The organism is Maricaulis alexandrii (assembly GCF_005871165.1).
GTDB lineage: Bacteria > Pseudomonadota > Alphaproteobacteria > Caulobacterales > Maricaulaceae > Maricaulis > Maricaulis alexandrii.
Window position 1 is genome coordinate 298,276 of the sequence record NZ_SWKP01000008.1, and the last position, 21,560, is coordinate 319,835.

The 21,560-nt window shown below is 65.1% G+C and carries 27 protein-coding genes and 2 tRNA genes; 11 read left to right on the forward strand and 18 right to left on the reverse strand.

The features are described from left to right. Entirely contained in the window at positions 1–759 is a 759-nt protein-coding gene (locus FCS99_RS12455; protein ID WP_138513018.1) for a class I SAM-dependent methyltransferase, read from the reverse strand. 334 nt (positions 760–1,093) lie between these two features. On the opposite strand from FCS99_RS12455, the gene FCS99_RS12460 reads away from it, so the two are divergent. Then, positions 1,094–1,855, forward strand: a complete 762-nt coding sequence (locus tag FCS99_RS12460; RefSeq protein WP_138513020.1) for a creatininase family protein — start codon at positions 1,094–1,096, stop codon at positions 1,853–1,855. 6 nt (positions 1,856–1,861) lie between these two features. Here the strand turns inward: FCS99_RS12460 and FCS99_RS12465 are convergent, their stop codons facing one another. After that, positions 1,862–2,311, reverse strand: coding sequence for a host attachment protein (locus FCS99_RS12465; RefSeq protein ID WP_171036363.1), 450 nt, complete (start codon positions 2,309–2,311; stop codon positions 1,862–1,864). A gap of 178 nt (positions 2,312–2,489) precedes the next feature. On the opposite strand from FCS99_RS12465, the gene FCS99_RS12470 reads away from it, so the two are divergent. Beyond that, a complete protein-coding gene (locus FCS99_RS12470; protein ID WP_138513035.1) occupies positions 2,490–2,990 on the forward strand; it encodes a hypothetical protein in 501 nt (166 codons plus the stop codon). Here the strand turns inward: FCS99_RS12470 and FCS99_RS12475 are convergent. The 4 genes from FCS99_RS12475 to tsaD are packed head-to-tail and all read right to left on the reverse strand — an operon-like array spanning position 2,987 to position 5,746. Continuing rightward, positions 2,987–3,322 carry a Rieske (2Fe-2S) protein gene (locus FCS99_RS12475; protein WP_233352806.1) on the reverse strand — a complete coding sequence of 112 codons (336 nt, stop codon included), beginning with the start codon at positions 3,320–3,322 and terminating at the stop codon, positions 2,987–2,989. The genes FCS99_RS12470 and FCS99_RS12475 overlap by 4 nt on opposite strands. Continuing rightward, positions 3,319–3,615, reverse strand: coding sequence for a YciI family protein (locus tag FCS99_RS12480; RefSeq protein ID WP_138513037.1), 297 nt, complete (start codon positions 3,613–3,615; stop codon positions 3,319–3,321). Before FCS99_RS12480 ends, FCS99_RS12475 begins: the two co-directional genes overlap by 4 nt. Next, positions 3,615–4,616 (reverse strand): NAD(P)H-dependent glycerol-3-phosphate dehydrogenase, encoded by a 1,002-nt coding sequence (locus tag FCS99_RS12485; RefSeq protein ID WP_138513039.1) that lies wholly within the window; start codon positions 4,614–4,616, stop codon positions 3,615–3,617. Before FCS99_RS12485 ends, FCS99_RS12480 begins: the two co-directional genes overlap by 1 nt. Continuing rightward, positions 4,613–5,746 (reverse strand): tRNA (adenosine(37)-N6)-threonylcarbamoyltransferase complex transferase subunit TsaD, encoded by a 1,134-nt coding sequence (gene tsaD / locus FCS99_RS12490; protein WP_138513041.1) that lies wholly within the window; start codon positions 5,744–5,746, stop codon positions 4,613–4,615. The genes FCS99_RS12485 and tsaD overlap by 4 nt, the downstream gene beginning before the upstream one ends. A gap of 36 nt (positions 5,747–5,782) precedes the next feature. Between tsaD and hemC the strand changes: the two genes are divergently transcribed. The 6 genes from hemC to FCS99_RS12520 all read left to right on the forward strand — a co-directional run bounded on the left by hemC (position 5,783) and on the right by FCS99_RS12520 (position 11,090). Further along, entirely contained in the window at positions 5,783–6,748 is a 966-nt protein-coding gene (gene hemC, locus FCS99_RS12495) for a hydroxymethylbilane synthase (protein WP_138513043.1), read from the forward strand. Next, positions 6,745–7,482 (forward strand): uroporphyrinogen-III synthase, encoded by a 738-nt coding sequence (locus tag FCS99_RS12500; protein WP_138513045.1) that lies wholly within the window; start codon positions 6,745–6,747, stop codon positions 7,480–7,482. The genes hemC and FCS99_RS12500 overlap by 4 nt, the downstream gene beginning before the upstream one ends. 33 nt (positions 7,483–7,515) lie before the next feature. After that, positions 7,516–8,832, forward strand: coding sequence for a hypothetical protein (locus FCS99_RS12505; RefSeq protein WP_138513047.1), 1,317 nt, complete (start codon positions 7,516–7,518; stop codon positions 8,830–8,832). After that, a complete protein-coding gene (locus FCS99_RS12510; RefSeq protein WP_138513049.1) occupies positions 8,829–10,298 on the forward strand; it encodes a heme biosynthesis protein HemY in 1,470 nt (489 codons plus the stop codon). Before FCS99_RS12505 ends, FCS99_RS12510 begins: the two co-directional genes overlap by 4 nt. Continuing rightward, positions 10,295–10,915 (forward strand): uridine kinase, encoded by a 621-nt coding sequence (gene udk / locus FCS99_RS12515; protein WP_138513051.1) that lies wholly within the window; start codon positions 10,295–10,297, stop codon positions 10,913–10,915. The genes FCS99_RS12510 and udk overlap by 4 nt, the downstream gene beginning before the upstream one ends. 99 nt (positions 10,916–11,014) lie before the next feature. Further along, positions 11,015–11,090, forward strand: a tRNA-Thr gene (locus FCS99_RS12520). A 151-nt stretch (positions 11,091–11,241) separates the two neighbouring features. Here FCS99_RS12520 and FCS99_RS12525 read toward each other — a convergent pair. The 3 genes from FCS99_RS12525 to FCS99_RS12535 are packed head-to-tail and all read right to left on the reverse strand — an operon-like array spanning position 11,242 to position 12,800. Then, positions 11,242–11,421 (reverse strand): hypothetical protein, encoded by a 180-nt coding sequence (locus tag FCS99_RS12525; protein WP_138513053.1) that lies wholly within the window; start codon positions 11,419–11,421, stop codon positions 11,242–11,244. Between the two features lie 29 nt (positions 11,422–11,450). Then, the gene (locus FCS99_RS12530) at positions 11,451–11,939 is read right to left on the reverse strand and encodes an anthrone oxygenase family protein (RefSeq protein ID WP_138513055.1); all 489 of its coding nucleotides are present in this window, start codon (positions 11,937–11,939) and stop codon (positions 11,451–11,453) included. Then, positions 11,940–12,800 carry an NAD(P)H-binding protein gene (locus tag FCS99_RS12535; RefSeq protein WP_138513057.1) on the reverse strand — a complete coding sequence of 287 codons (861 nt, stop codon included), beginning with the start codon at positions 12,798–12,800 and terminating at the stop codon, positions 11,940–11,942. Positions 12,801–12,896: 96 nt separating this feature from the next. Between FCS99_RS12535 and FCS99_RS12540 the strand changes: the two genes are divergently transcribed. Beyond that, complete coding sequence (locus tag FCS99_RS12540) at positions 12,897–13,523, forward strand: TetR/AcrR family transcriptional regulator (protein WP_138513059.1); 627 nt, start codon at positions 12,897–12,899, stop codon at positions 13,521–13,523. Between the two features lie 67 nt (positions 13,524–13,590). Then, positions 13,591–14,451 carry a glutathione-dependent disulfide-bond oxidoreductase gene (gene yghU, locus FCS99_RS12545; protein ID WP_138513061.1) on the forward strand — a complete coding sequence of 287 codons (861 nt, stop codon included), beginning with the start codon at positions 13,591–13,593 and terminating at the stop codon, positions 14,449–14,451. A 9-nt stretch (positions 14,452–14,460) separates the two neighbouring features. Here yghU and FCS99_RS12550 read toward each other — a convergent pair whose 3' ends face one another. The 9 genes from FCS99_RS12550 to FCS99_RS12590 all read right to left on the reverse strand — a co-directional run bounded on the left by FCS99_RS12550 (position 14,461) and on the right by FCS99_RS12590 (position 21,230). After that, complete coding sequence (locus FCS99_RS12550) at positions 14,461–16,455, reverse strand: LVIVD repeat-containing protein (RefSeq protein WP_138513063.1); 1,995 nt, start codon at positions 16,453–16,455, stop codon at positions 14,461–14,463. A gap of 24 nt (positions 16,456–16,479) precedes the next feature. Further along, complete coding sequence (locus FCS99_RS12555) at positions 16,480–17,187, reverse strand: DUF305 domain-containing protein (protein ID WP_138513065.1); 708 nt, start codon at positions 17,185–17,187, stop codon at positions 16,480–16,482. 76 nt (positions 17,188–17,263) lie between these two features. Further along, positions 17,264–17,743, reverse strand: coding sequence for a bacterioferritin (bfr, locus tag FCS99_RS12560; protein WP_138513067.1), 480 nt, complete (start codon positions 17,741–17,743; stop codon positions 17,264–17,266). 127 nt (positions 17,744–17,870) lie between these two features. Then, positions 17,871–18,098, reverse strand: a complete 228-nt coding sequence (locus FCS99_RS12565) for a (2Fe-2S)-binding protein (protein WP_233352807.1) — start codon at positions 18,096–18,098, stop codon at positions 17,871–17,873. Positions 18,099–18,341: 243 nt separating this feature from the next. After that, positions 18,342–19,133 carry a TIGR00266 family protein gene (locus FCS99_RS12570; protein ID WP_138513069.1) on the reverse strand — a complete coding sequence of 264 codons (792 nt, stop codon included), beginning with the start codon at positions 19,131–19,133 and terminating at the stop codon, positions 18,342–18,344. A gap of 98 nt (positions 19,134–19,231) precedes the next feature. Then, positions 19,232–19,648: a response regulator gene (locus FCS99_RS12575; protein WP_171036365.1), complete on the reverse strand. Its 417-nt coding sequence runs from the start codon at positions 19,646–19,648 to the stop codon at positions 19,232–19,234. A 71-nt stretch (positions 19,649–19,719) separates the two neighbouring features. After that, positions 19,720–20,616, reverse strand: coding sequence for a bifunctional methylenetetrahydrofolate dehydrogenase/methenyltetrahydrofolate cyclohydrolase FolD (gene folD / locus FCS99_RS12580; RefSeq protein ID WP_138513073.1), 897 nt, complete (start codon positions 20,614–20,616; stop codon positions 19,720–19,722). Beyond that, on the reverse strand, positions 20,597–20,926 hold the full coding sequence (locus tag FCS99_RS12585; protein ID WP_138513075.1) for a DUF167 family protein: 330 nt from the start codon (positions 20,924–20,926) through the stop codon (positions 20,597–20,599). The genes folD and FCS99_RS12585 overlap by 20 nt, the downstream gene beginning before the upstream one ends. Before the next feature lie 4 nt (positions 20,927–20,930). After that, positions 20,931–21,230, reverse strand: coding sequence for a YggT family protein (locus FCS99_RS12590; protein WP_138513077.1), 300 nt, complete (start codon positions 21,228–21,230; stop codon positions 20,931–20,933). Between the two features lie 122 nt (positions 21,231–21,352). Between FCS99_RS12590 and FCS99_RS12595 the strand changes: the two genes are divergently transcribed. Next, positions 21,353–21,428, forward strand: a tRNA-Ala gene (locus FCS99_RS12595). The last annotated feature ends 132 nt before the right edge of the window (positions 21,429–21,560 follow it).

Consider the following 21,560-nt stretch of genomic DNA (forward strand, 5'->3'; position numbering starts at 1 on the left):
CTACATGTCCGGCTTGCGGAACCGGTAGACAAACCGGTCCGTCTGCCGGCGGATGGCCGGATCAAACACCGAGATGTCGCGGGGGTCGTCCGGATTGGCGAGCACATCGCTCTGCCCGTCCAGGACGAATCCCGCTGCGGTGATTTCCGCCTCTGCCAGCGAGGCTTCCATGCGGTGCAGCGTATCGCCGGTCTCCGCACCACTTCCCTCCGGCGCATGGTGGTCGATCACGATATACACCCCGCCCGGACGCAGCGCGTCGTAAATGGCCTGGTTCATCGCGGCACGGTCCGTGCCGTCGAAATAGGTGTCGTGGTAGAAAAGCACCATGAAGACCGCATCCAGCGGCTCTTCGATCTCTGCCGCGAAGTCCTCGGTCGGAGCCACGACATGGGTGATGTTCGCATGCTCCGCCGCGTACGCGCCCAGCGCCTCGTTCGGCTCCGGGAAGCGCTCGGCCACCCAGCTCGGATTATGCGCATAGACATGCCCGTCCGCGCCGACCGCTCCCGACAGGATGCGCGTATAATACCCGGCGCCCGCTGTCAGATCCGCCACATGCCAGCCCGGTTCCAGACCGGCAAACATCAGCACTTCGCCCGGCCGCCGTCCGGCATCCTGGGCCCGCTCCTGCTCCGGTCGGCTCTCATCCGCCAGGGCGGCCTCGATCATCGCCGGCGCGTCATCCTGGACGCGCAGGGCCAGGGCGGCCGGTGTGGCCAGTGTCAGGGCCGCAAGTGCAGCCGCAAAATGTTTCATATTCCCCTCCATTCTCCGACGAAGCCGGTGGCTTCGTGCCGCCGGAGCATGCCCGCACGGCTGGCTCGCGCCCAAATCAACAAGGCGTGACACGCATGACGATCGCGTCATGGAATTTACGGTTACGAAGGGGTTTTCCGGCAGGATGGGGCAATAAGACCTCAAACAAGCTTGGGTCGACGGGGGTATCATGCATTTCATCCTGGCCTTTGCCGCCATCCTCTCCGCTGCAGCCGCCTATCTGTATCGCCGCGAGAGCCGCCGCGACTGACCCCTTGCCTGCGAGCGGCACTAAAGGTTAGCTCCCTGTCGGAACCAGTACGGGGAGAGTGCCATGCTTCTGCATCACGCAGCCTGGCCGGAAGTCGACGCCTATCTCAAGCATTGCAAGGGGATCATCATCCCCATCGGCTCGACCGAGCAGCACGGCCCCAACGGGCTGGTGGGCACGGACGCCATCTGCCCGGAAGTCATCGCCGCCGAAGCCGGAGCCGATAGCGGTTTCCTGGTCGGCCCCACTTTCAATGTCGGCATTGCCCAGCACCATCTCGGCTTTGCCGGTTCGATGACGCTGCGCCCCTCGACCATGATCGCCGTGCTCAATGACTGGATCGAGAGCCTGACCCGTCACGGCATTGACCGCATCTATTTCCTCAACGGCCATGGCGGCAATATCACCACGATCAACGCGGCCTTCGCCGAATTCTATGCCAATTTCTCGCTCGACGGGGCGGCCTGCCCGGTCAAGCTGAAGCAGCGCAATTGGTGGGAATTGGCCGGGATCTCGGATCTCAGCCGCGAACTCTTCCCGGTCGGTGAAGGCATGCACGCCACCGCCTCGGAAATATCGGTGACCTATTACGCCCACCCGTCCGCCATCAAATCTGTCGAGATGACGCCGAAGATCGCACCGGTCGGCGGCTTCACCGATGCCGCGGACTATCGCCGCACCTTCCCGGACGGCCGGATCGGGTCCGACCCGTCGCAGGCGACGCCGGAGAAGGGGCAGCGTCTCGTGGAGACCGCAAAACGCGCCCTGATTGCGGAAGTCTCGGACTTCTTCGGCACACGCCCACTTGTCCAGGCCGCCGAATAGACCGGATCAGCCCGCCAGCGCCTCGGCGACCCGGGCATCGATCTTCTCCATCGGCTCATTCACCACATCAACCGGGACTTCGGTCAGGCTGGCCTTGAGCGCGTCGGTATAATGGCCTCGCGCCGTACCCAGTGCGGCAGGCGGGGCGAAGACCAGGATGCGGTCAAAATCGGCACCCGCCGCGCTCGCATTCAAACGGTGGATGAAGGTCTCGATAAAGCGGGTTTCGACCTGGTCATGACGGTCCGTCTGCTCGACACCGGACAGCCCGCCGGCCGGATCCGCCATCCGTCCCGGACGATCATCACTGAGATCCCGGTCGGGCAAATTCTCAACACCGAAACTTTCGAGCAGTTTCAGATTGGGCTGATCATCAAAGCCTTCATTGCGCCAGATCAGGGCCTTGCCGCCATCAAAGGCCGCCACCCAGGTTACAGCGTCGATCGGTGCCGTCATTGCCGGTCTCCTTTTTGTCGTCGCCAGAATACACGCATGAAAGCTCTGGTTAATCCCCCCAGATTGTCGCGCCCTCGCCGCTCCGCCTGACCGGATCGCGACACAAAACATTCATTTCCCCCCGCAAAACGGGCTAGGTATACGCCGAGCCAGTCTCGTTGCTTCGAGGGAGTACGGAATGAAAACCTGGATCGCCCTGCCCGCTCTGGCAGTTCTGAGCTTCGCAACGGCCTGTTCGGCGCCGGACGGCGAGACCGGTGACAACGCCGAAGCCGAAACGGTCTCCGTCTTCAATGAAGACAATCTGGCCACATCGGAGGCCTGCTTCGCCGATGCGCCCTCGACCCTGCTCGAGCCCGGCCAGACGCTGATCGAGCGTGGGCCTTCGGGCATTATCCGGGTCTCCCACAATCTGGGCGATGCGCCGGCCGACTATGAATTCGCCATCATCCGCCTGGCCGAACCGCAACGCCAGATCATCGACAATGCGGCCGCCGATTTCTTCCGGGCAGCGGGCGCAGCGCATGATTTCGCGACGGACGAGGTGATCTATCACCGCTCGCGGGACGGGACCTTCTGCGCCGTGGTGCGGGATGAGACCATGGGCCGGCCGCTCGCGGAGGCCGCCGCCCGGGTCCAGGCCGAAACCGACGGCACGCCCTCGACCCAGGACGACTAGGCGGCACGCACCTCGCCATTGTCCAGCACCAGCGGGATCGGCGTCAGCCGGTCCCCGGCCGCTGGACCGCCCGTGCAGGTCCCGCCCTCCAGTTCGAAACTGGCGCCATGGACCGGGCAGACCAGGGTTTCCCCCTTGTGCAGGAGGCCGCGCCCGTCCGGCAGGGCCAGGGGCAGACCGGCATGCGGACACAAATTGCTCCAGCCGGTGACCCTATCGCCCTGCCGGACCAGCAGCACGGCCCCGCCTTCCCAGTCCGAGGCGCGGGCGCCGGGATCGGGCAGGTCATCCAGTTGCGCCAGGAGGGTTCCGCTGGGCGGTTTGGGTCTCACGAGACCAGGCCTTCGGGCGGATTGACCAGCCAGCGCCAGGGCGCGATCTCCACGTGTTCGAACAGGCCGGCCTTCTGATAGGGATCGCTCGCCAGCCAGACATCCAGCTCCGCCCGGTCCTCGGCTTCCACGACCAGAAGCGAGCCCGCCATCTCCCCGGCCTCATTAAGCCAGGGTCCGGCAGCTTTCACACGCTCCCCGTCTCCGGTCAGCCAGGCGAAATGGTCCGCACGATTGGCCAGGCGCACATCCAGCGCCCCCGCCTTGTCGCGGGCATGAACAATGAACAGCATCACAGGGCCTCGAGCGTGAAGGGTCGGGCCAGCAGGGATTCAATCGCTGCCTCGACACTGATCCGGCCGGCCAAGATATCGTCCACGGCCTGACAGATCGGCATGTCGACACCGTGGCGCTTGGCCAGCGCCACCACGGCCGGCGCGCTCGCCACGCCTTCGGTGACCGCCTTCCGGCTGGCGAGAATATCGTCCAGCGAGACCCCGCGCCCCAGCGCCAGTCCGCAGGACATGTTGCGCGATTGCGGGGAGGAACAGGTCAGGACCAGATCGCCCAGCCCGCACAAGCCAGCCAGCGTCTCGCGCTTGCCGCCCAGCGCCACGGCCAGGCGCGTCATCTCGGCGAAACCGCGCGAGATCAGCGCGGCATGGGCCGATTTGCCCAACTCGCGCCCTTCGGAAATCCCGCAGGCAATCGCCAGCACATTCTTCACGGCACCGCCGACTTCCGCGCCGACCAGATCCGTCGCCAGATAGGGCCGGAAGCGGCTCGTCCCCAGTGCTTCGATCAGGGCATTGCCGACCGCCTCATTCGTGCAGGCCAGGGTCACGGCCGTCGGCAGGCCCTTGGCCGTATCAATCGCGAAACTGGGGCCGGACAGGACCGCCGGCAGGGCCCGCGGAATCGTCTCGTGCAGCACATCCGTCATCAGGCTCAGCGAGGATTGCTCGATCCCCTTAGCACACAGCACGATCGGCACCCCATCACGCGCATAGGGCAGGAAGCCTTCCAGAACCCGCCGCAAATGCTGCGCCGGCGCGACTGCCAGGATCGCGTCGCAGGCGTCCAGGTCAGAGATCGCCGTGACGGCTTCCACCGCGTCCGACAGAGCCACGTCGGGCAAATAGACCGTGTTTTCGTGCTTGGTGTTGATCGCGTCGGCCACGTCCTGTTCGAAGGACCAGAGACTGACATTGCGGCCGGCCAGGGCCGCGGTCTGGGCCAGGGCCGTGCCCCAGGCTCCGGCGCCGATGACGCCAATATGCTGGTAATCCGTCACGCCTTGGGTCCTTTCCGTCCGGAGCCGATTGCCGGGTCGAGCTTGGCCGAAACCGCGTCCAAAGGCCAGCGCGCCCGTGCCGGTGCATCCAGCTCATCCGTCTGGCCGCGCACCAGTTTTTCCAGTCCGGCCAAGGCAATCATGGCGGCATTGTCGGTGCACCATTTCATCGGCGGAGCAATCAGGCTGAAGCCGGCATGCCCGGCCGCCTCTTCCAGCGCGGCTCGGACGGTCCGGTTGGCCGCCACACCGCCGGCCACGACCAGGGGCCGGGGCTGGGCAATATCGGGATAGTCTTCCGCAAACCGGTCCATGGCGCGCTTTGTCCGGCTGGCCAGGGCACGGGCGATCGCCGCCTGGACCGAGGCGGCCAGATCGGCCCTGTCCTGTTCCGTCGGCGTCTCCAGCCCGTCCCAGATCTGCCGCGCTGCGGTCTTCAATCCGGCAAAGGAGAAGTCACAGCCCGGCTTGCCCTTGAGCGGGACCGGCAGATCGAACCGGGTCGCATCACCCTCTTGCGCACAGCGCTCCAGTGCCGGGCCGCCCGGAAAGCCGAGCCCCAGCACCTTGGCCGTCTTGTCGAAGGCCTCACCGGCCGCATCATCCAGCGTCGAGCCCAGGCGGCGATACCGGCCGACCGCCTCGGCGATCAGCAATTGGGTATGTCCCCCGGACACCAGAAGCAGGAGATAGGGAAAATCCAGCGGCTCGCTGAGGCGCGGGGACAGGGCATGACCTTCCAGGTGGTTGACCGCGATCAGCGGCTTGCCCGAGCCCAGCGCCAGCCCCTTGGCCGTCATCAGGGCCGCCATCACGCCGCCGATCAGGCCGGGACCTGATGTCGCAGCAATCCCGTCCAGATCGGCCAGGGACAGACCGGCCTCGTTCAGGGCAGCTGCCGCCAAACCGTCCATCGCTTCGGCATGGGCGCGCGCCGCAATCTCAGGCACCACGCCGCCGAAGGGCGCATGCGCCTCGGTCTGGCCGAGCACGAGATCGGCCAGGACCTCAATCCGGCCGTCGGCCTGGCGGCGCAGAATGGCCGCCGCACTCTCATCACAGCTGGATTCCAGTCCCAGCACGATGAGTCCGTCGGCTTGCGTAGAGGAGGAAGGGGGGGCTAAGTCCATGGCAGACCGATAGCCCCTCGACCAGGATCCTGCAACGTGAAGCCGCCGTCCTCACCCCAGCCGATCGCCACGCGCCGCTCCCCCCTCGCCCTCTGGCAGGCCCGCGAGGTCCAGGCCCGGCTGGCCCGCGCCTGCGGGCTGGAAGGCGATGACGCCGATGCCGCCTTTCCGATCCTCGGCCTCGTCTCCACCGGCGACAAGATCCAGGACCGCACCCTTCTGGAGGCCGGAGGCAAGGGCCTGTTCACCAAGGAAATCGACGAGGCCCAGCTCTCCGGCGAGGCAGTCTATGCCGTTCATTCCATGAAGGATGTGCCGACCGAACTGCCCGACGGGCTGATACTGGGCGCCATTCTGGAGCGCGAGGATCCGCGCGACATGCTGCTCGCCCGGGGTGGCGAGACCCGGCTGGCAGACCTGCCGGAAGGCGTGGTGGTCGGCACGGCCAGTCTGCGCCGCCAGGCCCAGCTGCTGCACGCCCGCCCGGACATCACGGTGGTGCCCTTGCGCGGCAATGTCGCCACGCGCCTGGGCAAGCTGGAGAGTGGTGAGGTCTATGCGACCTTCCTGGCCCGCGCCGGGCTGAAGCGCCTGCAACGCCCGGAAGCGGAGCGCGAGCCGCTGCCTTTCTCCGACATGCTGCCCGCCGTCGCCCAAGGGGCGATCGGTGTGGCCGCCCGCATTGATGACAGCGATGCCCGCACCCGTCTGACGGCTCTTGAGCACGTCCCGACCCGTATCGCGATCACGGCGGAACGGGCCTTCCTGAAAGCGCTGGACGGCTCTTGCCGGACGCCGATCGCGGCCCATCTTAATAATGAATCAATGGATTTCACGGGCGAAGTCCTGACACCTGACGGTGTACAAAGATGGCAAAAAAGCCTGAGAATTGATCTGGCAACCACGACGCTCGAACAGGCGTTCGAGAGCGGCCAGCAATTGGGTCAGGCCATCCGGGACGATGCCGGAGACCGGCTCGAACAGGTTTTGGGAGTGGCATGACGGTATTGGTGACCCGCGGTTGGCCTGGCGCCGAGCGAACTGCAGCAGGACTGCGGGACATGGGCATTGATCCCATCATTTCACCTGTCCTGGACATCAATTTCCGCGCCCGCATCGATGCCGACCTCACCGACGTCCAGGCCCTGATTTTCACCAGCGCCAATGGTGTGCGTGCCTGGGGGCCCCGACGCGATGAGCGCGACCTCACCGTGTTTGCCGTCGGCGACAACACCGCTGAAGCGGCGCGCAAGATCGGCTTCAAGAAAGTCCATTCCGCCAACGGCAATAGCGATGATCTGGCCACCCTGATCAAACGCAAGACCCGGCCTGAGAAGGGCGAGTTGCTGCATATCCGGGGCATTCATGTCGCCGGCGACCTGGCCGGGGCCCTGCGCCCGGACGGGTTCAAACTGCGCGATGCCATCGGCTATGGCGCCATTCCGGTCGACACGCTGAGCGAAGAGGCGATTGCCGCCATCGTGTCCGGTTCGCCGCTCTCCGTGCTGATCCATTCGCCCCGCGCCGCCAAGACCTTTCTCGACCTGCTCAAGAAGTTCGGCCTGCACCACTGGCTGGGCTCCGTCAGCGTGTACGGAATCTCCGAGAAAAGCCTGGAACCGCTCAAGGGCGCGGGCTTTGGCGCCCTCATTCCCGCCGCCGCTCCGACGGAAGCAGCGATGCTGGCACTGCTCGATGAAAGTTCGGAACTGGCGCAGGCTTCCAACGCGTCCTAAGCTGGACGAAATTTGCGCGAATCATGGGCCAAAATGGCTGACCCGAACGACACTCTCGACCCCGAACCTGTCGATGCCGAGTTCGAGCCGGCAGGCGACACGCCCCCCGCAGACAAGGCGTCGCGGCGCGGGCCCGGCTGGACCTCGCTGATCCTGGTTTTCCTGCTCTCCACGGCTGCCGGTGGCGCGCTGGGCTATGCCGGTCAGGCCTGGCTGGATAACACCACCAATCCGGTCGACACCGGCGCCGATGCGCGCGCCGCCCTGTCCGGTGATCTGGAGGCGCTGACGGCCCGTCTGGCGGCTCTGGAAAATGCCGATCCGGTGTCCCCGGTCGACGACACGGCCCGGGCCTCGATCGAGACTCTCCTCACACGGCTTGACGCGCTGGAGAACCGTCCGGTCCCCGCTGCGAATGGCGCGCCTGTCGACCTCACCGCCATCGAGGCCCGCCTCGCCGCCCTGGAAAACGCCCCGGCCACCGACGCAGAGCCCTTCGATCTGACCGCAATGGAATCCCGCCTGTCCGCCCTCGAGACTGGCGCTGACGACACCCGTGACCTCGCCAGCCAGGCGCTGGACACGGCCCGGACCGCCTCGCAATCCGGCGTCGATCCGCAAATCCTGCAAAACCTCACCCAGCGCATCGCCGACCTGGAAGCCGCCGGGGACCAGAATGCGATCGCCTTTGACGATCCGGCGCCCCGGATCGCCGAACTCCAGGCCGAGTTGGACCGCCTGACAACCGAACTCGCCGAGACGCGGAGCCTGGCGGAAACCGCCCAGTCGCGCGCCTCCGATGCCGCCGCCTCGGCCCAATCCGCCGCTGACCGGCCCGATACCGGCAACGCCGACCGCCAGCTCGCCGCCCGCGCCCTGGCGCTGACCGCCCTGCGCGAAATGGCCCAGACCGGGGACAGTTTCGAAGCCGAGCGCGCCGCCCTCGCCCGCCTCTGGCGCGACAATGCCGATCTGGCCGCCCTGGCCAGCGTCGCCCGCGCCGGCGTGCCGACGCGCGACCAGCTGGAAGCGAGCTATCCCGGCGAGACCATCCGCGAAGCCGCGGGACCGGGCCGTGTCTTTTTCGGCCTGATCGCCGTGCGCCAGACCGATGGCGAAAGCGACAGCAGTGGACCAATGGCGATCACCGCCCTGGCGGAAACCCGGCTGGCCGAAAACGATCTGGACAGCGCCATCACCCTGACAGAACAACTCTCCGGCCCGGCCCTGGAGGCTGCCCGCGACTGGCTCATTGCCGCCCGCGCCCGCCAGGATGTCGACCAACGCCTGCTCTCGCTGCGCCAGACACTTGCCGACGAGGCCGCCGCGCGGGGAGAAGATCCGTCATGATCCGCCTCATCCTTGCCGTCGTCTTTGCGCTCCTGACCGCCGCGCTGGGTGCCTTCCTCGCCCTCAATCCGGGCACGGCCGCCTTCGAATTCCTCGGCTGGCAGATGGAAATGCCTTTCGTGGTCGCCGCCGGCGGCACCATCCTGTTCGCCTTCCTCTTCCTCGTCCTGTGGTGGGGCATCTATCTGCTCTGGACCTCGCCGGACAAGGTGAAGTCCTTCTTCAAGCGCCGCCGCCGTGAACAGGGCTATGACGCGCTGGAACGCGCCCTGATCGCCTCGGCCGCCGGGGATGGCGAAGCCGCGGTCCGCCAGGCCGCCCGTGCTGATGCCCTGCTGGAACGCCCCGCCCTGTCCCGCCTGCTCGCCGCCCGCGCCGCCGAGGCGGCCGGCAATCTGGACGGCGCGGAGACGCATTACGAAGCCCTGCTGGAAGACCAGCGCACCCGCGTCGTCGCCCGCCGGGGTCTCGCCCAGCTGGCCCATGACCGGGGTGACCATTCCGCAACCCAGACCCATGCCGCCGACGCCTTCCAGCAGGCCAAGGGCGCCCGCTGGGCCTTTGAAGCCCTGTTCGACAGCCAGGTTGCACAGGGCCGCTGGGACGAAGCCGTCACCACGCTCAATGAAGGCGAGAAGCGCAAGCATGTCGGCCCGGATGTCGCCCGCCGCCGCCGCGCTGTCCTGCTCACCGCTGCCGCGCTGGAGTGCGAGCAGAGCGATGCCGAGAAGGCTCGCGAATGGGCGTCCAGTGCCCATCGCAATGCGCCGGGCTTTGCCCCGGCTGCGGCCCTCGCCGCCCGGCTTCTCGCTGATGGACGCCGCCACAAGCGCGCGGCCGAAGTGCTGGAGGCCGCCTGGGCGGCCAATCCACACCCGGCTCTGGCCCACGCCTATCGTGAACTGCGCAAGTCCGACAGCAAGGCCAAGCGCCTGGAACGCCTGCGCGGCTTGGCCAGCCTCAATCCGGGCCACCGGGAAAGCCAGCTGGTCCAGATCCAGGTCGCCCTGGAAGACAGCGATGCGCCGGCCGCCCGCGCCGCCCTCGATCCGCTGCTGAAGAATAATGACGCGCCGTCCTCGCGCCTGTGCGCCCTGGCCGCCCGCCTCGCCCGGCTGGAAGGCAAGGATGAGGAGGCCCGCCGCTGGATGACCAAGGCCTCCCATGCCGCCACCGAGGCGGACTGGTCCGACATCGACCCGGATGGCCGGCTCTTCGCCTACACCGCGGATGACTGGAAGCGCATGGTCTATGCCTATGGCGATGAGAACAAGCTGACGCATCCGCGCTATGAGCGCTTCGAGCGCTATGCCGAAGCGGTACCGGAAACCGCCCTGCTGGAAGCCCCGCGCCCGAAGAAGGCCGCCGCCTCCCGCGCTGCCGCCAGCTTTGCCGAACCCGCCCCGCGCATGCCCGATGATCCCGGTGTGGGGGACGAGGATGACGAGGACGGCGCCACGGCATGACCACGCCCGTGACGCTGCTCGGCATTGTCGGAGGCTCGGCCTCCGGCAAGACCTGTCTGGCCGAAGAGATTGCCCGCCAGAATGCCCATGCCGGCACCTATGTCCTGTCCGAGGATGACTACTATGTCGATGCCGGCAATAGGCCCGGCTTCGATCCCAACCGGTTCAATTTCGACGAGCCGGCCGCCAAGGATCACGACCTGCTCCTGGCCCATCTGGAAGCGTTGAAAGCGGGACAGGCCGTGCAGGCCCCGCTCTATGATTTCACCACGCACTGCCGGCGGGACGAGACACAATGGCTGGAACCGGCCCCGCTCGTCGTCATTGAAGGCCTGCACCTGCTGGCCAGCACCGCCATTGCCCGCGTTCTGGACCTGTCCGTCTTTGTGGAGGCCGACCGGGATGTCCGCTTCCAGCGCCGCCTGGCCCGCGATGTGGCCGAGCGCGGACGTCAGCCGGACTTCGTGAAACACCAGTTCGAAACCCTGGTCGACCCGATGCATCGCACCCATATCGAGCCGCAGAAAACCCGCGCCGATCTGGTCATCGAGAATATGGGCGCACCGGACTTCAAACAGCTCGCCGAGCCGGTTCTCGCACGCCTGAATGACCAGTGATTTTCCTGCTGCACCGGGGCTTGCCCCTCCCGCATTTCGCGGGTAGGTTCCGCCGCCTCTCGCCGGTGATTTTGCACAGGCGGGACGCCTGAATGGCAGGCCGCTTTAGCTCAGCTGGTAGAGCAACGCATTCGTAATGCGTAGGTCGCGTGTTCGAGTCACGCAAGCGGCACCACTCTTCCTCCATTGTTCCCGCTCCGCTCGACCCGCGCCTGTCGCCGATTTCGGCGTTGGGGTCGATGCTCACCTGGAACGCGCTCAAGGCTGGGGCCAGCGAGATTTGTCAGACGCGTCCGCCAGCCCCACCTCGTTCTCGCTCCGCTCGGTCAAAGCGGGTCGGCGCTTGGCGCGTCGACCTCCGCTTCGCTGACACGCAGAGCGATGTCCGAAGCCGGTTCGGGCGCGGCCAGGGTGACCAGGCCGGTCAACCAGAAAGCCAGAATGATGAGGCCCGCCAGCATGGTGAGAAAATCGGGCAGGGTCGGGGCGCGATAGATGATCGGCATGGTGAGACATCCTGTTTGGAGAGGGAGGGTCAGGCGGCCGACAGCGCCGCCAGTATGAGGGCGAGGGCGGCCAGGGCGCAGGCCGCGGTGCGGACATGATTGAGCCGCGTCCACTGACGTGAATACGTGCCCCAGAAGGCCTGCCCGTCAGGCCGATCAACCGGCAGACGGTCGAGGCGGCGGTTCAGGGGAACATTGCCCAGAAGCGTGACGAAGAGGGCGCCGACGCCATAGACCAGAGCAGCCAGGACCACGAGCACCCGCTCCGCTCCGTCCAGCTTGGACAGGGAAAGCCAGGCCAGACCGGCCAGCCCCGGCACCAGCAGGAGGAAAACGATCAGGAAGACCGAGCGCAAGACGGTCCGGTTCAGGCTCTGCATTGACGCCATGCCTGCGACCGAACCGGCCTGGATGAAGCCCCGCATCAGAAAGTCGGAAAAGGCCAGGAAGACCCCCGCCATGACGGCACAGAGCAGGCCGGCAAGTCCCAGGATATGGGGAAGGATTGCGCTCAGCATTCAGGCCTCCACGCGCGGGGCCCTGGACCAGACCTCCTGATCAGCGCTTTCACGGGCAAAGTCCCGGAAATCCTTCGGGGGCCGCCCGAGCGCCCGCTGCACGCCATCGGTCAGCTTCGCATTCCGACCGTCCAGGACCGTGGCGAACAGATAGTCCAGCAGTCCGGCCATCGGTTCCGGCACACCCTCATCGGCCAGGGCGTCCAGGAAGGCCTGCCGCGGCAGGTCGATATAGCTCACGCGCCGGCCCAAGACCGTCGACAATTCCTCTGCAATATCCGCAAAAGTCAAAAGCCGCGGGCCGGTCACTTCATAGACTTCACCGGAATGTCCCGGCTCTGTCAGCGCAGCGACGGCGACATCCGCGATATCGTCGACATCAATGAAGGGTTCCGGCGTCTGGCCGGCCGGCAGGGCCAGCACGCCCGCCTCGATCATGGGGTGGAAAGCCCCTTCGGAGAAATTCTGGTTGAACCAGCTGGCCCGCACGATCGTCCAGTCCAGTCCGCTGTGCTGGACGATGCGCTCGCACGCCTGGGCATCCGGCTCGCCCCGTCCGGAGAGAAGGACGATGCGGGCCACATCCATTGTGGCGGCCAGATCGACGAAGCGGCGGATATCGGACCGGGCCTGGGGCAGGGCGAGATCCGGGGAGTAGGTCAGATAGACCTGGCTCACCCCGTCCAGGGCCTGGGCCCAGCCCTCCGGCCGGTTCCAATCAAAGGCGGGATGCGAAGAGCGGGACACGCCCCGCACACTGTGGCCGCGATCTGTCAGCCGGTCTGCCACACGGCGGCCGGTCTTGCCGGACGCGCCGACGATGAGGGTCAGACCGGTCTGGGCCGGATGGGTTCGGGTCATGATGAAGCCTCCTGATCAGCTTAACACGATGTAAACTTTACACGGCGTCAATATGGCGGACTTGACACCGTGTCAAGCGTTTCCGAAAACAGGGTCATGCCCCGCTCAAAAGACGAATCCACCCGCACCCTGATCCTGAAAGCCTGCCGCCGCCTGCTCGAGGCCGGGCCCGGTCAGGCGGTCCGCATGAGCGATGTGGCCAAGGCCGCCGGCGTCAGCCGCCAGGCGGTCTATCTCCACTTTCCCAAGCGCGCCGACCTCCTGGTCGAGACCGCGCGCCACATTGATGCGGAAGAGGATGTCGATGCCCGTCTGGCCCCCAGCCGGGCGGCGAAGGACGGCCTGTCGCGACTCGACCTCTATATCGAGGCCTGGGGAAATTACATTCCGGTGGTGATGCCGACCGCCCGCGCCCTGATCGCGATGAGCGATACGGATGAGGATGCGCGCGCGGCCTGGGACAACCGGATGGCGGCCATGCGCCATGGCTGCGAGGCCGCCGTCCGCGCACTGAAGAATGATGGCAGACTGACGCCGGAACTGGAGGCGGACCGGGCCACGGATCTGCTCTGGTCCCTGCTCTCGGTGGACCACTGGGACAATCTCGTTGGCCGGTGCGGCTGGTCGCAGCCGGACTATATCGCCCAGATCCAGCGTCTCGCCCGCGCCGCCCTGGTCAAACCGGCCCCGCAAGCCCGCACGCCCCGGATCACCAGCCTGTGATCAGCCCGGCGTCTTGTCCGCAGGATCCGGGCTCTTACATCTCGCCCCAAGCCAAGAGGGAATGATCATGAGTGACACGACCGGATACACCCCGCCCAAGGTCTGGACCTGGGACAATGAAAGCGGCGGACGCTTTGCCAGCATCAACCGGCCGATTGCCGGGTCCACGCACGACAAGGAGCTTCCCGTCGGGGAGCATCCCTTCCAGCTCTACTCCCTCGCCACACCCAATGGGGTGAAAGTGACGGTCATGTTCGAGGAATTGCTCGAGCTGGGCATTTCCGAGGCCGAGTATGATGCCTGGACGGTCAACATCTCCGAGGGCGAGCAATTCGGCTCCGGTTTTGTCGCCATCAATCCCAATTCCAAGATCCCGGCCCTGCTGGACCGCTCCGGTGAGACGCCGGTCCGGGTCTTCGAGTCCGGCTCGATCCTGGTCCACCTGGCCGAGAAATTCGGACATTTCCTGCCCAAGGACCCGGCCGCGCGCACCGAAGCCTTCAACTGGCTGTTCTGGCAGATGGGGTCTGCGCCCTTCCTCGGCGGCGGGTTCGGCCATTTCTACGCCTATGCGCCGGAGAAGTTCGAATACCCGATCAATCGCTACGCCATGGAAGTGAAGCGCCAGCTCGACGTGCTCGACAAGCATCTGGCGGAGAATGACTATTTGGCCGGCGCGGAATACTCGATCGCCGACATGGCCGTCTGGTCCTGGTATGGCGCTCTGGTTCTGGGCCGTCTCTACGAAGCCGCCGAATTCCTCTCGGTCAGCGAATACACGCATGTCCTTCGCTGGGCGAAGGCGATCAATGACCGCCCCGCCGTCAAGCGCGGCATCCGCGTCAACAAGGTCTGGGGCGATGAAGCCACCCAGATGCGCGAACGCCATTCCGCCGATGATTTCAAATCACCGGCGGAAACGGCCTAGGCGTCCGGGTCAGCCCAGCGAGACCAGCAGATCGCCGAGCGCTTGCATGCGTTCGGCATCTGCGCCCTCGGCCTCACCCGCCAGTTCCTGGAAATGCGTGCCCATCAGGACGAGATCATCGGTTTCGGCCTCGCCCGCTGACCAGGCATTCACCAGATCACGCGCCTGCCCCAAACGGTCGGCCGCCAGGGCCTCGGTGCGGGTCAGCTGGTCCAGATAGGCCAGCGCCACGACCGGCTCGGCCGGCCAGTCGAAATGCAGCTGGGTCTGGGTATTGGCTTCGTCGAAGCGGATCAGATTGGCTGCCGCGATCTCGTTTTCGGTCAGCAGACCGTTCGGCACCAGCTCCAGTACATCCAGACCGCGGACGATCTCCGGCGCCCAGATATAGCCATTGTGCCAATAGGCGGCCCAATAGCCGGCCAGGAAGAGGTTTTCCTCACTCACCGGCCCCCGGTCAAAGAAGGCAATCTCGACAATATTGTCCGGATCGGTGAAATCGGTGATCGACAGGCCGCCGGAATACCAGCCCTGCACCATGATATCGCGCCCCGGGACCGGGATCAGCGAGCCGTTATGGGCGACGCAGTTCTCGACACTCGTCTGTTCCGGCGGGATCTTGAAGAAGCCGCGGCGTTCCAGCGTGCCGTCCTCGCCGATCGTGGCGACGATATTGGCACCCCAGTTTTCCGGATCCTCTTCACGGCAACGCGGCATCAGACCGCCACCCCACTCATCGGTGAACAGGACGGCATCGGCTTCATTGGTGAAGGTGGCGGAGTGCCAATAGGCCATGTTCGGATCGAACAGGTCGGAAATCCGCTGCGGATTCACCGGGTCGGAAATGTCCAGAAGGATGCCATTGCCACCACAGGCGCCGGCCGCCAGATTCATTTCGGGATAAACCGTAATATCGTGACAGGCCACGGTGGACGAGGCCTCCTGGGCGCCCTCCTCGATCGCGCCGCCGGCCCAGAGGCCCGCGATCGCACCAGTTTCCGGGTCCGCGAAAATATGCGGCCGGTTCACGACCGCGGCCGTCTCCGGCGCATCCAGCGGCACTTCGATAATGTCGATCGAGTAGAGGGCCGTGTCCGGATTCTCGTCCGGCTCACCGCCCACGCATCCGGCGAGCTCACTTTCCGGACGCACACCGCTCGTGCCCTGGACATAGACATAGAGCGTGTCCGGGTCGGTGGGATCCGGAACCAGGGTGTGGGTGTGGGAGCCGCGGCAGGTCTGGACGGCCGCGACCTGGACCGGCGCGGTAATGTCGGAAATGTCAAAGATCCGCACGCCGAGGAAACGCTCCTCGCTGCTGTCCTCCTCGACCCCGCCGGCGCCGCAATCCAGCCGCGCCCGGCCCTGTTCCACCGAGTGGAAGAGAAGATTGCCGTGGATGGACACATCGCCCTGGCCACCCGGACAGGCCACTGAGACCAGCAATTCCGGATCGGTCGGCACCGCCGCGTCATAGATGTTGAAGCCGTGGAAATTGCCCATCACGACCCGGTCGCCGGAGAAGGCCAGATCGGTATTGGCAAAGGCGAGCGGCCGGATCTGCGGCCCCGCATCGGCATCGTCTTCACCGGTTTCGGCGTCAGCGGTTTCGCCGTCAGCGGTTTCAGCAGTTTCAGCGCTTTCGGTGGTTTCGTTCTCTGCAGCCTCGTCTGCGTCCGCACCATCGTCCGGAGCCTCCTCGGCATCATCGCCGTCGGCGGCGTCCTCGTCCTCTTCCGGCGGATCGATCCATTCAGCCGGAACGAAGAACATCGTCTCTTCGTCAAAGAAGCCCGGCGGCGGCGGCACATTGGCGATCAGGTTCACATTCCAGGACACGCTCTCCGCGTCCATGACACCGGCGGCCAGTCCGGCGCGGCTGGGCGCCGGGTCCGTCTCCGGCAGGACATAGGCCTGGCTGTCCTCGTCGGACGGGGCGGAGCAGGCGGCCATGGTCAGCGCCAGAAGGCTGACCCCGGCCAGATGTGTCAGAGCGTGTTTCATGATTTCCCCCAGCGATAAGGCCTGTCAGAGGCCGGCAAGAATGGAGCGCATGCGCGCGATTTCGGATGATTGGTCGGCCATCACATCTGTCAGGAATTGCGACAATTCCGGGTCTTCGCCATTGCCCGGCGTGGCCAGCAGGGCCTCCACCATGTCGATGGCGCCCTGGTGATGGTGGATCATGCCGGTCAGGAAGAGCCGGTCGAATTCATCGCCCTCGGCCATGGACAATTCCACCATCTGTGCCGGCGACAGCATGCCGGCCATCAGCGGGATGTCCGAGGGCGCGTTGGCGGGGTGATGGCCGCCATGGGCGGCTGCCTGCGAGTGCGCCATCTGCGTATGGACGTCATGGCCCGGCATGGTCGTGTGATCCATGACCATTTCGGTGGATTCGCCGCGTTCCCGGAGCCAGCGGCGCATCATCGCCATTTCGTCACTCTGGGACCGGGCAATCCGGTCGCCCATCAGTGTCACGGCCCGGTTATCGGTCCGCTCGGCGATCATCGCGACCATGTCGACCGCCTGATTATGGTGGACGATCATGTGCTGCATGAATTCCGCATCATCCGCCGTGTAGGGCACGGCGGCCAGCGCGGTGGATTCGTCCGGGGTCAGGATGCGCGAGGACTGTCCCGGCGCACCGGGCTGCACGATGGGGGGCTGGGCCAGCGCCGGCACGGCGCCCAGGGCGAAAGCCGGCACAAGCAAGAGGAGAGAACGGCGCATCATGAGGCAATCCGGGTGAAATCAAAGGATTTCACCAGATTAGTCACAAGCCGCCGGCAATGCCAATCAATGCGGGGTGTCAGTCCTCACCCGGGCTCATCTGGGACTGCATGTAGCGCTCTTCCCCGATCTTCTCGATCAGGCCGAGCTGGGTCTCCAGATAATCGGTGTGCTCTTCCTCGCTCTCAAGGATATCGACGAGCATTTTGCGCGAGACGTAGTCCTTGACCTCTTCGCAATAGGCGATGGCCTCGACATAGAAGGGATGCGCCCGCTTTTCGATCTTCAGATCGGCTTCCAGGCATTCCTTGAGGGTCTCGCCGATATAGATCTTGGCCAGGTCCTGGACATTGGGCAGGCCCTCCAGGAAGAGAATCCGCTCGATCAGCAGATCGGCATGCTTCATCTCGTCGATGGATTCCTCGTATTCGACCTTGGCGATCTTGGCGAAACCCCAATCCTTGAACATGCGGGCATGCAGGAAATACTGGTTCACCGCCGCCAGTTCGAGCTTCAGGGCCTGGTTGAGATACTCAATGACCTTGGCATCACCCTTCATGACGGCATTCCTTCTTGCTGCGTCGAATGGTCGCCACTCTACGCAAAAGTGCGCATGCGCCAACGTCTATCTTTGCAAGTGAAAATGGGTGTCTTTCGCGACAGGGGCGCGCGCCTGGCCGGCTGACCTATTCGGCGGCCGCCGCCATGTCGTCCGGACCCAGACGGGTGGCGGCGATCATGTCGGCCACATCCGGCAGGCAGCGTCCGCATTGCGGCTTGGTCGAGCAGCGCTTGAACACACAGGACACGCCCTTCACAGCCGGGTCAGCGGCAGCAGCCTGAAGCTCTTTTTCGCGCAGCGCGTTGCAGATGCAGACATACATGGGCGGGACGCCATCTGTGAGTGATGACAAAATCTTTCCCGCAAATGCGAATGACTGTCAACTACATAAATCATGCATCCGGTGGGTTTTGAGTCAGGGCGACACTCCCTCCTTCTCCCTGGGGAGAAGGTGCCGCGAAGCGGCGGATGAGGGGGAACGGCGAGGTCTTCGCGATTATCCCCAAACACCGGGATTTCCCCCTCTCCCGGCGCATGCGCGCCACCCTCTCCCCGTGGGAGAGGGGGTTTGCAGCACCGAGCTTGAAGGGCGGACCTAATTCCCCCGCATGATCGAGCCGAGCGGGCCCAGGACGGAGCCTTCGCCCTGGCCCGATCCGGCGACCGGGACATTGGCCAGGATGCGGCCGGCCAGGCGCGAGAAGGGCATGGACTGGATCCAGACCTGACCCGGGCCGCGCAGACGCGCAAAGAAGACGCCCTCGCCGCCGAAGATCATCGATTTGATATTGCCGGCGCGCTCGATCTCGAACTCCACATCCGGCGTGTAGGCGACGACACAGCCGGTATCGATGTGGATTTCCTCACCGGGCGCGAGATCCTTCTTGATCAGCGTTCCGCCGGCATGGACGAAGCACCAGCCCGTGCCCTGCAGGCGCTGCATGATGAAGCCTTCACCGCCGAACAGGCCGGTCATGATCCGCTTTTGCAGCGCAATGCCGATCGACACGCCCTTGGCCGCCGCCAGGAAACTGTCCTTCTGGCAGATCAGCTCGCCGCCCAGATCAGGCAGATGGACCGGGATGATCGTGCCCGGGAACGGCGCGGCAAAGGCCGCATGGGCCTTGCCCTGCCCCTGATGGGTGAAGACCGTCATGAACAGGCTTTCCCCGGTCAGCAGCCGCTTGCCGGCGCCGGCCAGCGCGCCCCAGACACCGGAATTCTGCTTGGAGCCGTCACCAAAGACCGCCTCCATCGTCACCGACGGGGATTTGTACATCATGGCGCCGGCCTCGGAGACGACACTCTCCCCCGGATCCAGCTCCACTTCGACATACTGGATGTCTTCGCCACCGATCTTGTAGTCGATCACGTCTGCCTGGCTCATCTTGCTCTCCTGAAAACCGTCCACGCCAGCTTAGCGGCGCGTACCGGTCCGGCAAGCGCATCACGGGTCAGGTTTCAGATTTCAGGCAGAAATTCCGGTCAGATCGTCTGCACATCCGCGTGCTCGGCGGCATCGCGGATCAAATGCGCCAGATGCACGGGCATGTCCCCGGAGTGCGAGCGGAAGCTGGCATTCTTGTCCAGGCGCGACACGTCTTCCGGGATTTTCGATTCATCCACGGCGATGGAGCCCGACAGGATCATGACCGGCGTATCCCCGGCATGGGCCCGTGTGGTTTCCAGCGTGTCGGTCGGATGGATGGAATCGGGCAGGCGCAGATCCAGCAGGATCAGGTCATAGCTTTTGCGTTCAAGACAGCGCTTGGCATCCTTGAGCGTGCGCGCCACTTCAAACTCGATGTCCAGATCGCCCGCTTCGCAGACGGCATGCTGGACCAGCATGGCGTCGGCAAAATCATCTTCGACGTGCAGAACACTGAGCGCTTGGCCTGACATTGATCCCTCCCAATTCGGCATCCTATATCGGTTGCCTTACCGAACCGTATACGAGTCCCGGAGCAATTGACTCAAAAATCTGCAGGCAGAGCCTTGCCACTCCGGGTTGCGGCCGCAATTACGGTGTTTCGCAACAGCATGGCAATGGTCATCGGGCCGATTCCGCCGGGAACCGGTGTAATCCAGCCGGCATGGCCGACAATCTCGTCAAAGGCCGCATCCCCCACGAGGCGAGTCTTGCCTTCGCCCCGTTCCGGCGCGTCGATCCGGTTGATGCCGACATCCAGCACGCAGGCGCCCGGCTTCACCCAGTCGCCCTTGACCATTTCCGGACGCCCCACCGCCGGCACCAGAATGTCGGCTGTGCGGCAGAGGGCTGGCAGGTCCTTGGTGCGCGAGTGCGCGACGGTCACGGTGGCATTCTTTTCCAGGAACAAGAGCGCCGCCGGCTTGCCAACCAGGATGGAGCGGCCGATCACCACGACATTCTTGCCGGAGATATCCCCCAGCGCGCGCTCGGCCAGCAGGACACAGCCTGCCGGTGTGCACGGACGCAGGCCCGGCTTGCCCAGCACGATCCGGCCGGCACTGACATCGGTCAGCCCGTCGACATCCTTGTCCGGGTCGATCTCGCCGATCACACGGTTGGCATCGATATGATCCGGCAGCGGCATCTGGACCAGGATCCCGTCCACCATGTCATCGGCATTGAGCTGGCGCACAATCTCGATCGCCTCGGCTTCGGTGGTCTCGGCCGGCTTGCGGAATTCGATGGATTTGAGGCCCGCCGCCTCGGTGCGTTTCACCTTGTTGCGGACATAGACATCGCTGGCCGGGTCATCGCCGATCAGCACCACGGCGAGACAGGGCGCCCGTCCGATCTGCTTGGCCAGTTCAGCCCCGACTTCACCGGCCCGGGCATCAATCTCGGCGGCGACCGCCTTGCCATCAATCAGTTGAGCACTCATCCGCAAAACCCTCCAGCAAGGCCGTGACAGGCTGGAGGGCCGCCCCCTCGACAGCAATGCGCACGGTTTTCAGACGGGATGTCGCGCCGCGTATAACATCCAGATCGCGTTTGGGAAGGCCCAACTGCTTGGCCAGCAGCGCCACCAGCGCCGCATTCGCCTTGCCCTTCTCCGGAACGGCCCGAACCCTCACCGCCAGGTGCACACTGCCATCCGACGCGGCCCGCCAGGCCTCGATGACGTCCTTCGAGGCATTCGGCGTCAGGCGGACCTGGAAGGTCAGCCCGTCCTTGTCCTGACGATAGCGCACCGGATCAGAAGATGCGCATCAGCTCCGGCAGGATATAGCCCTGAACAAAGCCGATCAGGAGCAAAAGGATGATGGGCGAGAAATCCATTCCGCCCAGCGGCGGAAGCACGCGGCGGATCGGCGCCAGAAGCGGTTCGGTGATGGCCGAGGTGATCCGCCACAACATGGAGACGAACTGGTTGTGCGTATTCACCACATTGAAGCTGATCAACCAGCTCAGGATCACACCCACGAGCACCACGATCCACAGGAGCTGGAGCAGGGGATGAATGATGTAGATGATCAGGCCGTCAATCGGTGACATGGGCTTTGTGTCCTCGCCATTTGTGTGTTGCCTTCGCTTCTAGCCTGCCATGGCCTGCATCGTCCAGAAGCGCATGCTTGACTGCACAGCAAGAGGCTCGTATTTCGCAAAATCAAGGTGACGGGGCCGTAGCTCAGTTGGGAGAGCGCGTCGTTCGCAATGACGAGGTCAGGGGTTCGATTCCCCTCGGCTCCACCACCCTTCGCCCTTATTCTTTGATCTCACGGCAGTCCGCTGCGCGGACGCCTCCGATGGGGCGGTCCATCAGGGGCCGACGCGCCGTCGCGCTTGCGAACCCTCCGGGTTCGAGGAGCTCGGCGCTTTCCTCCC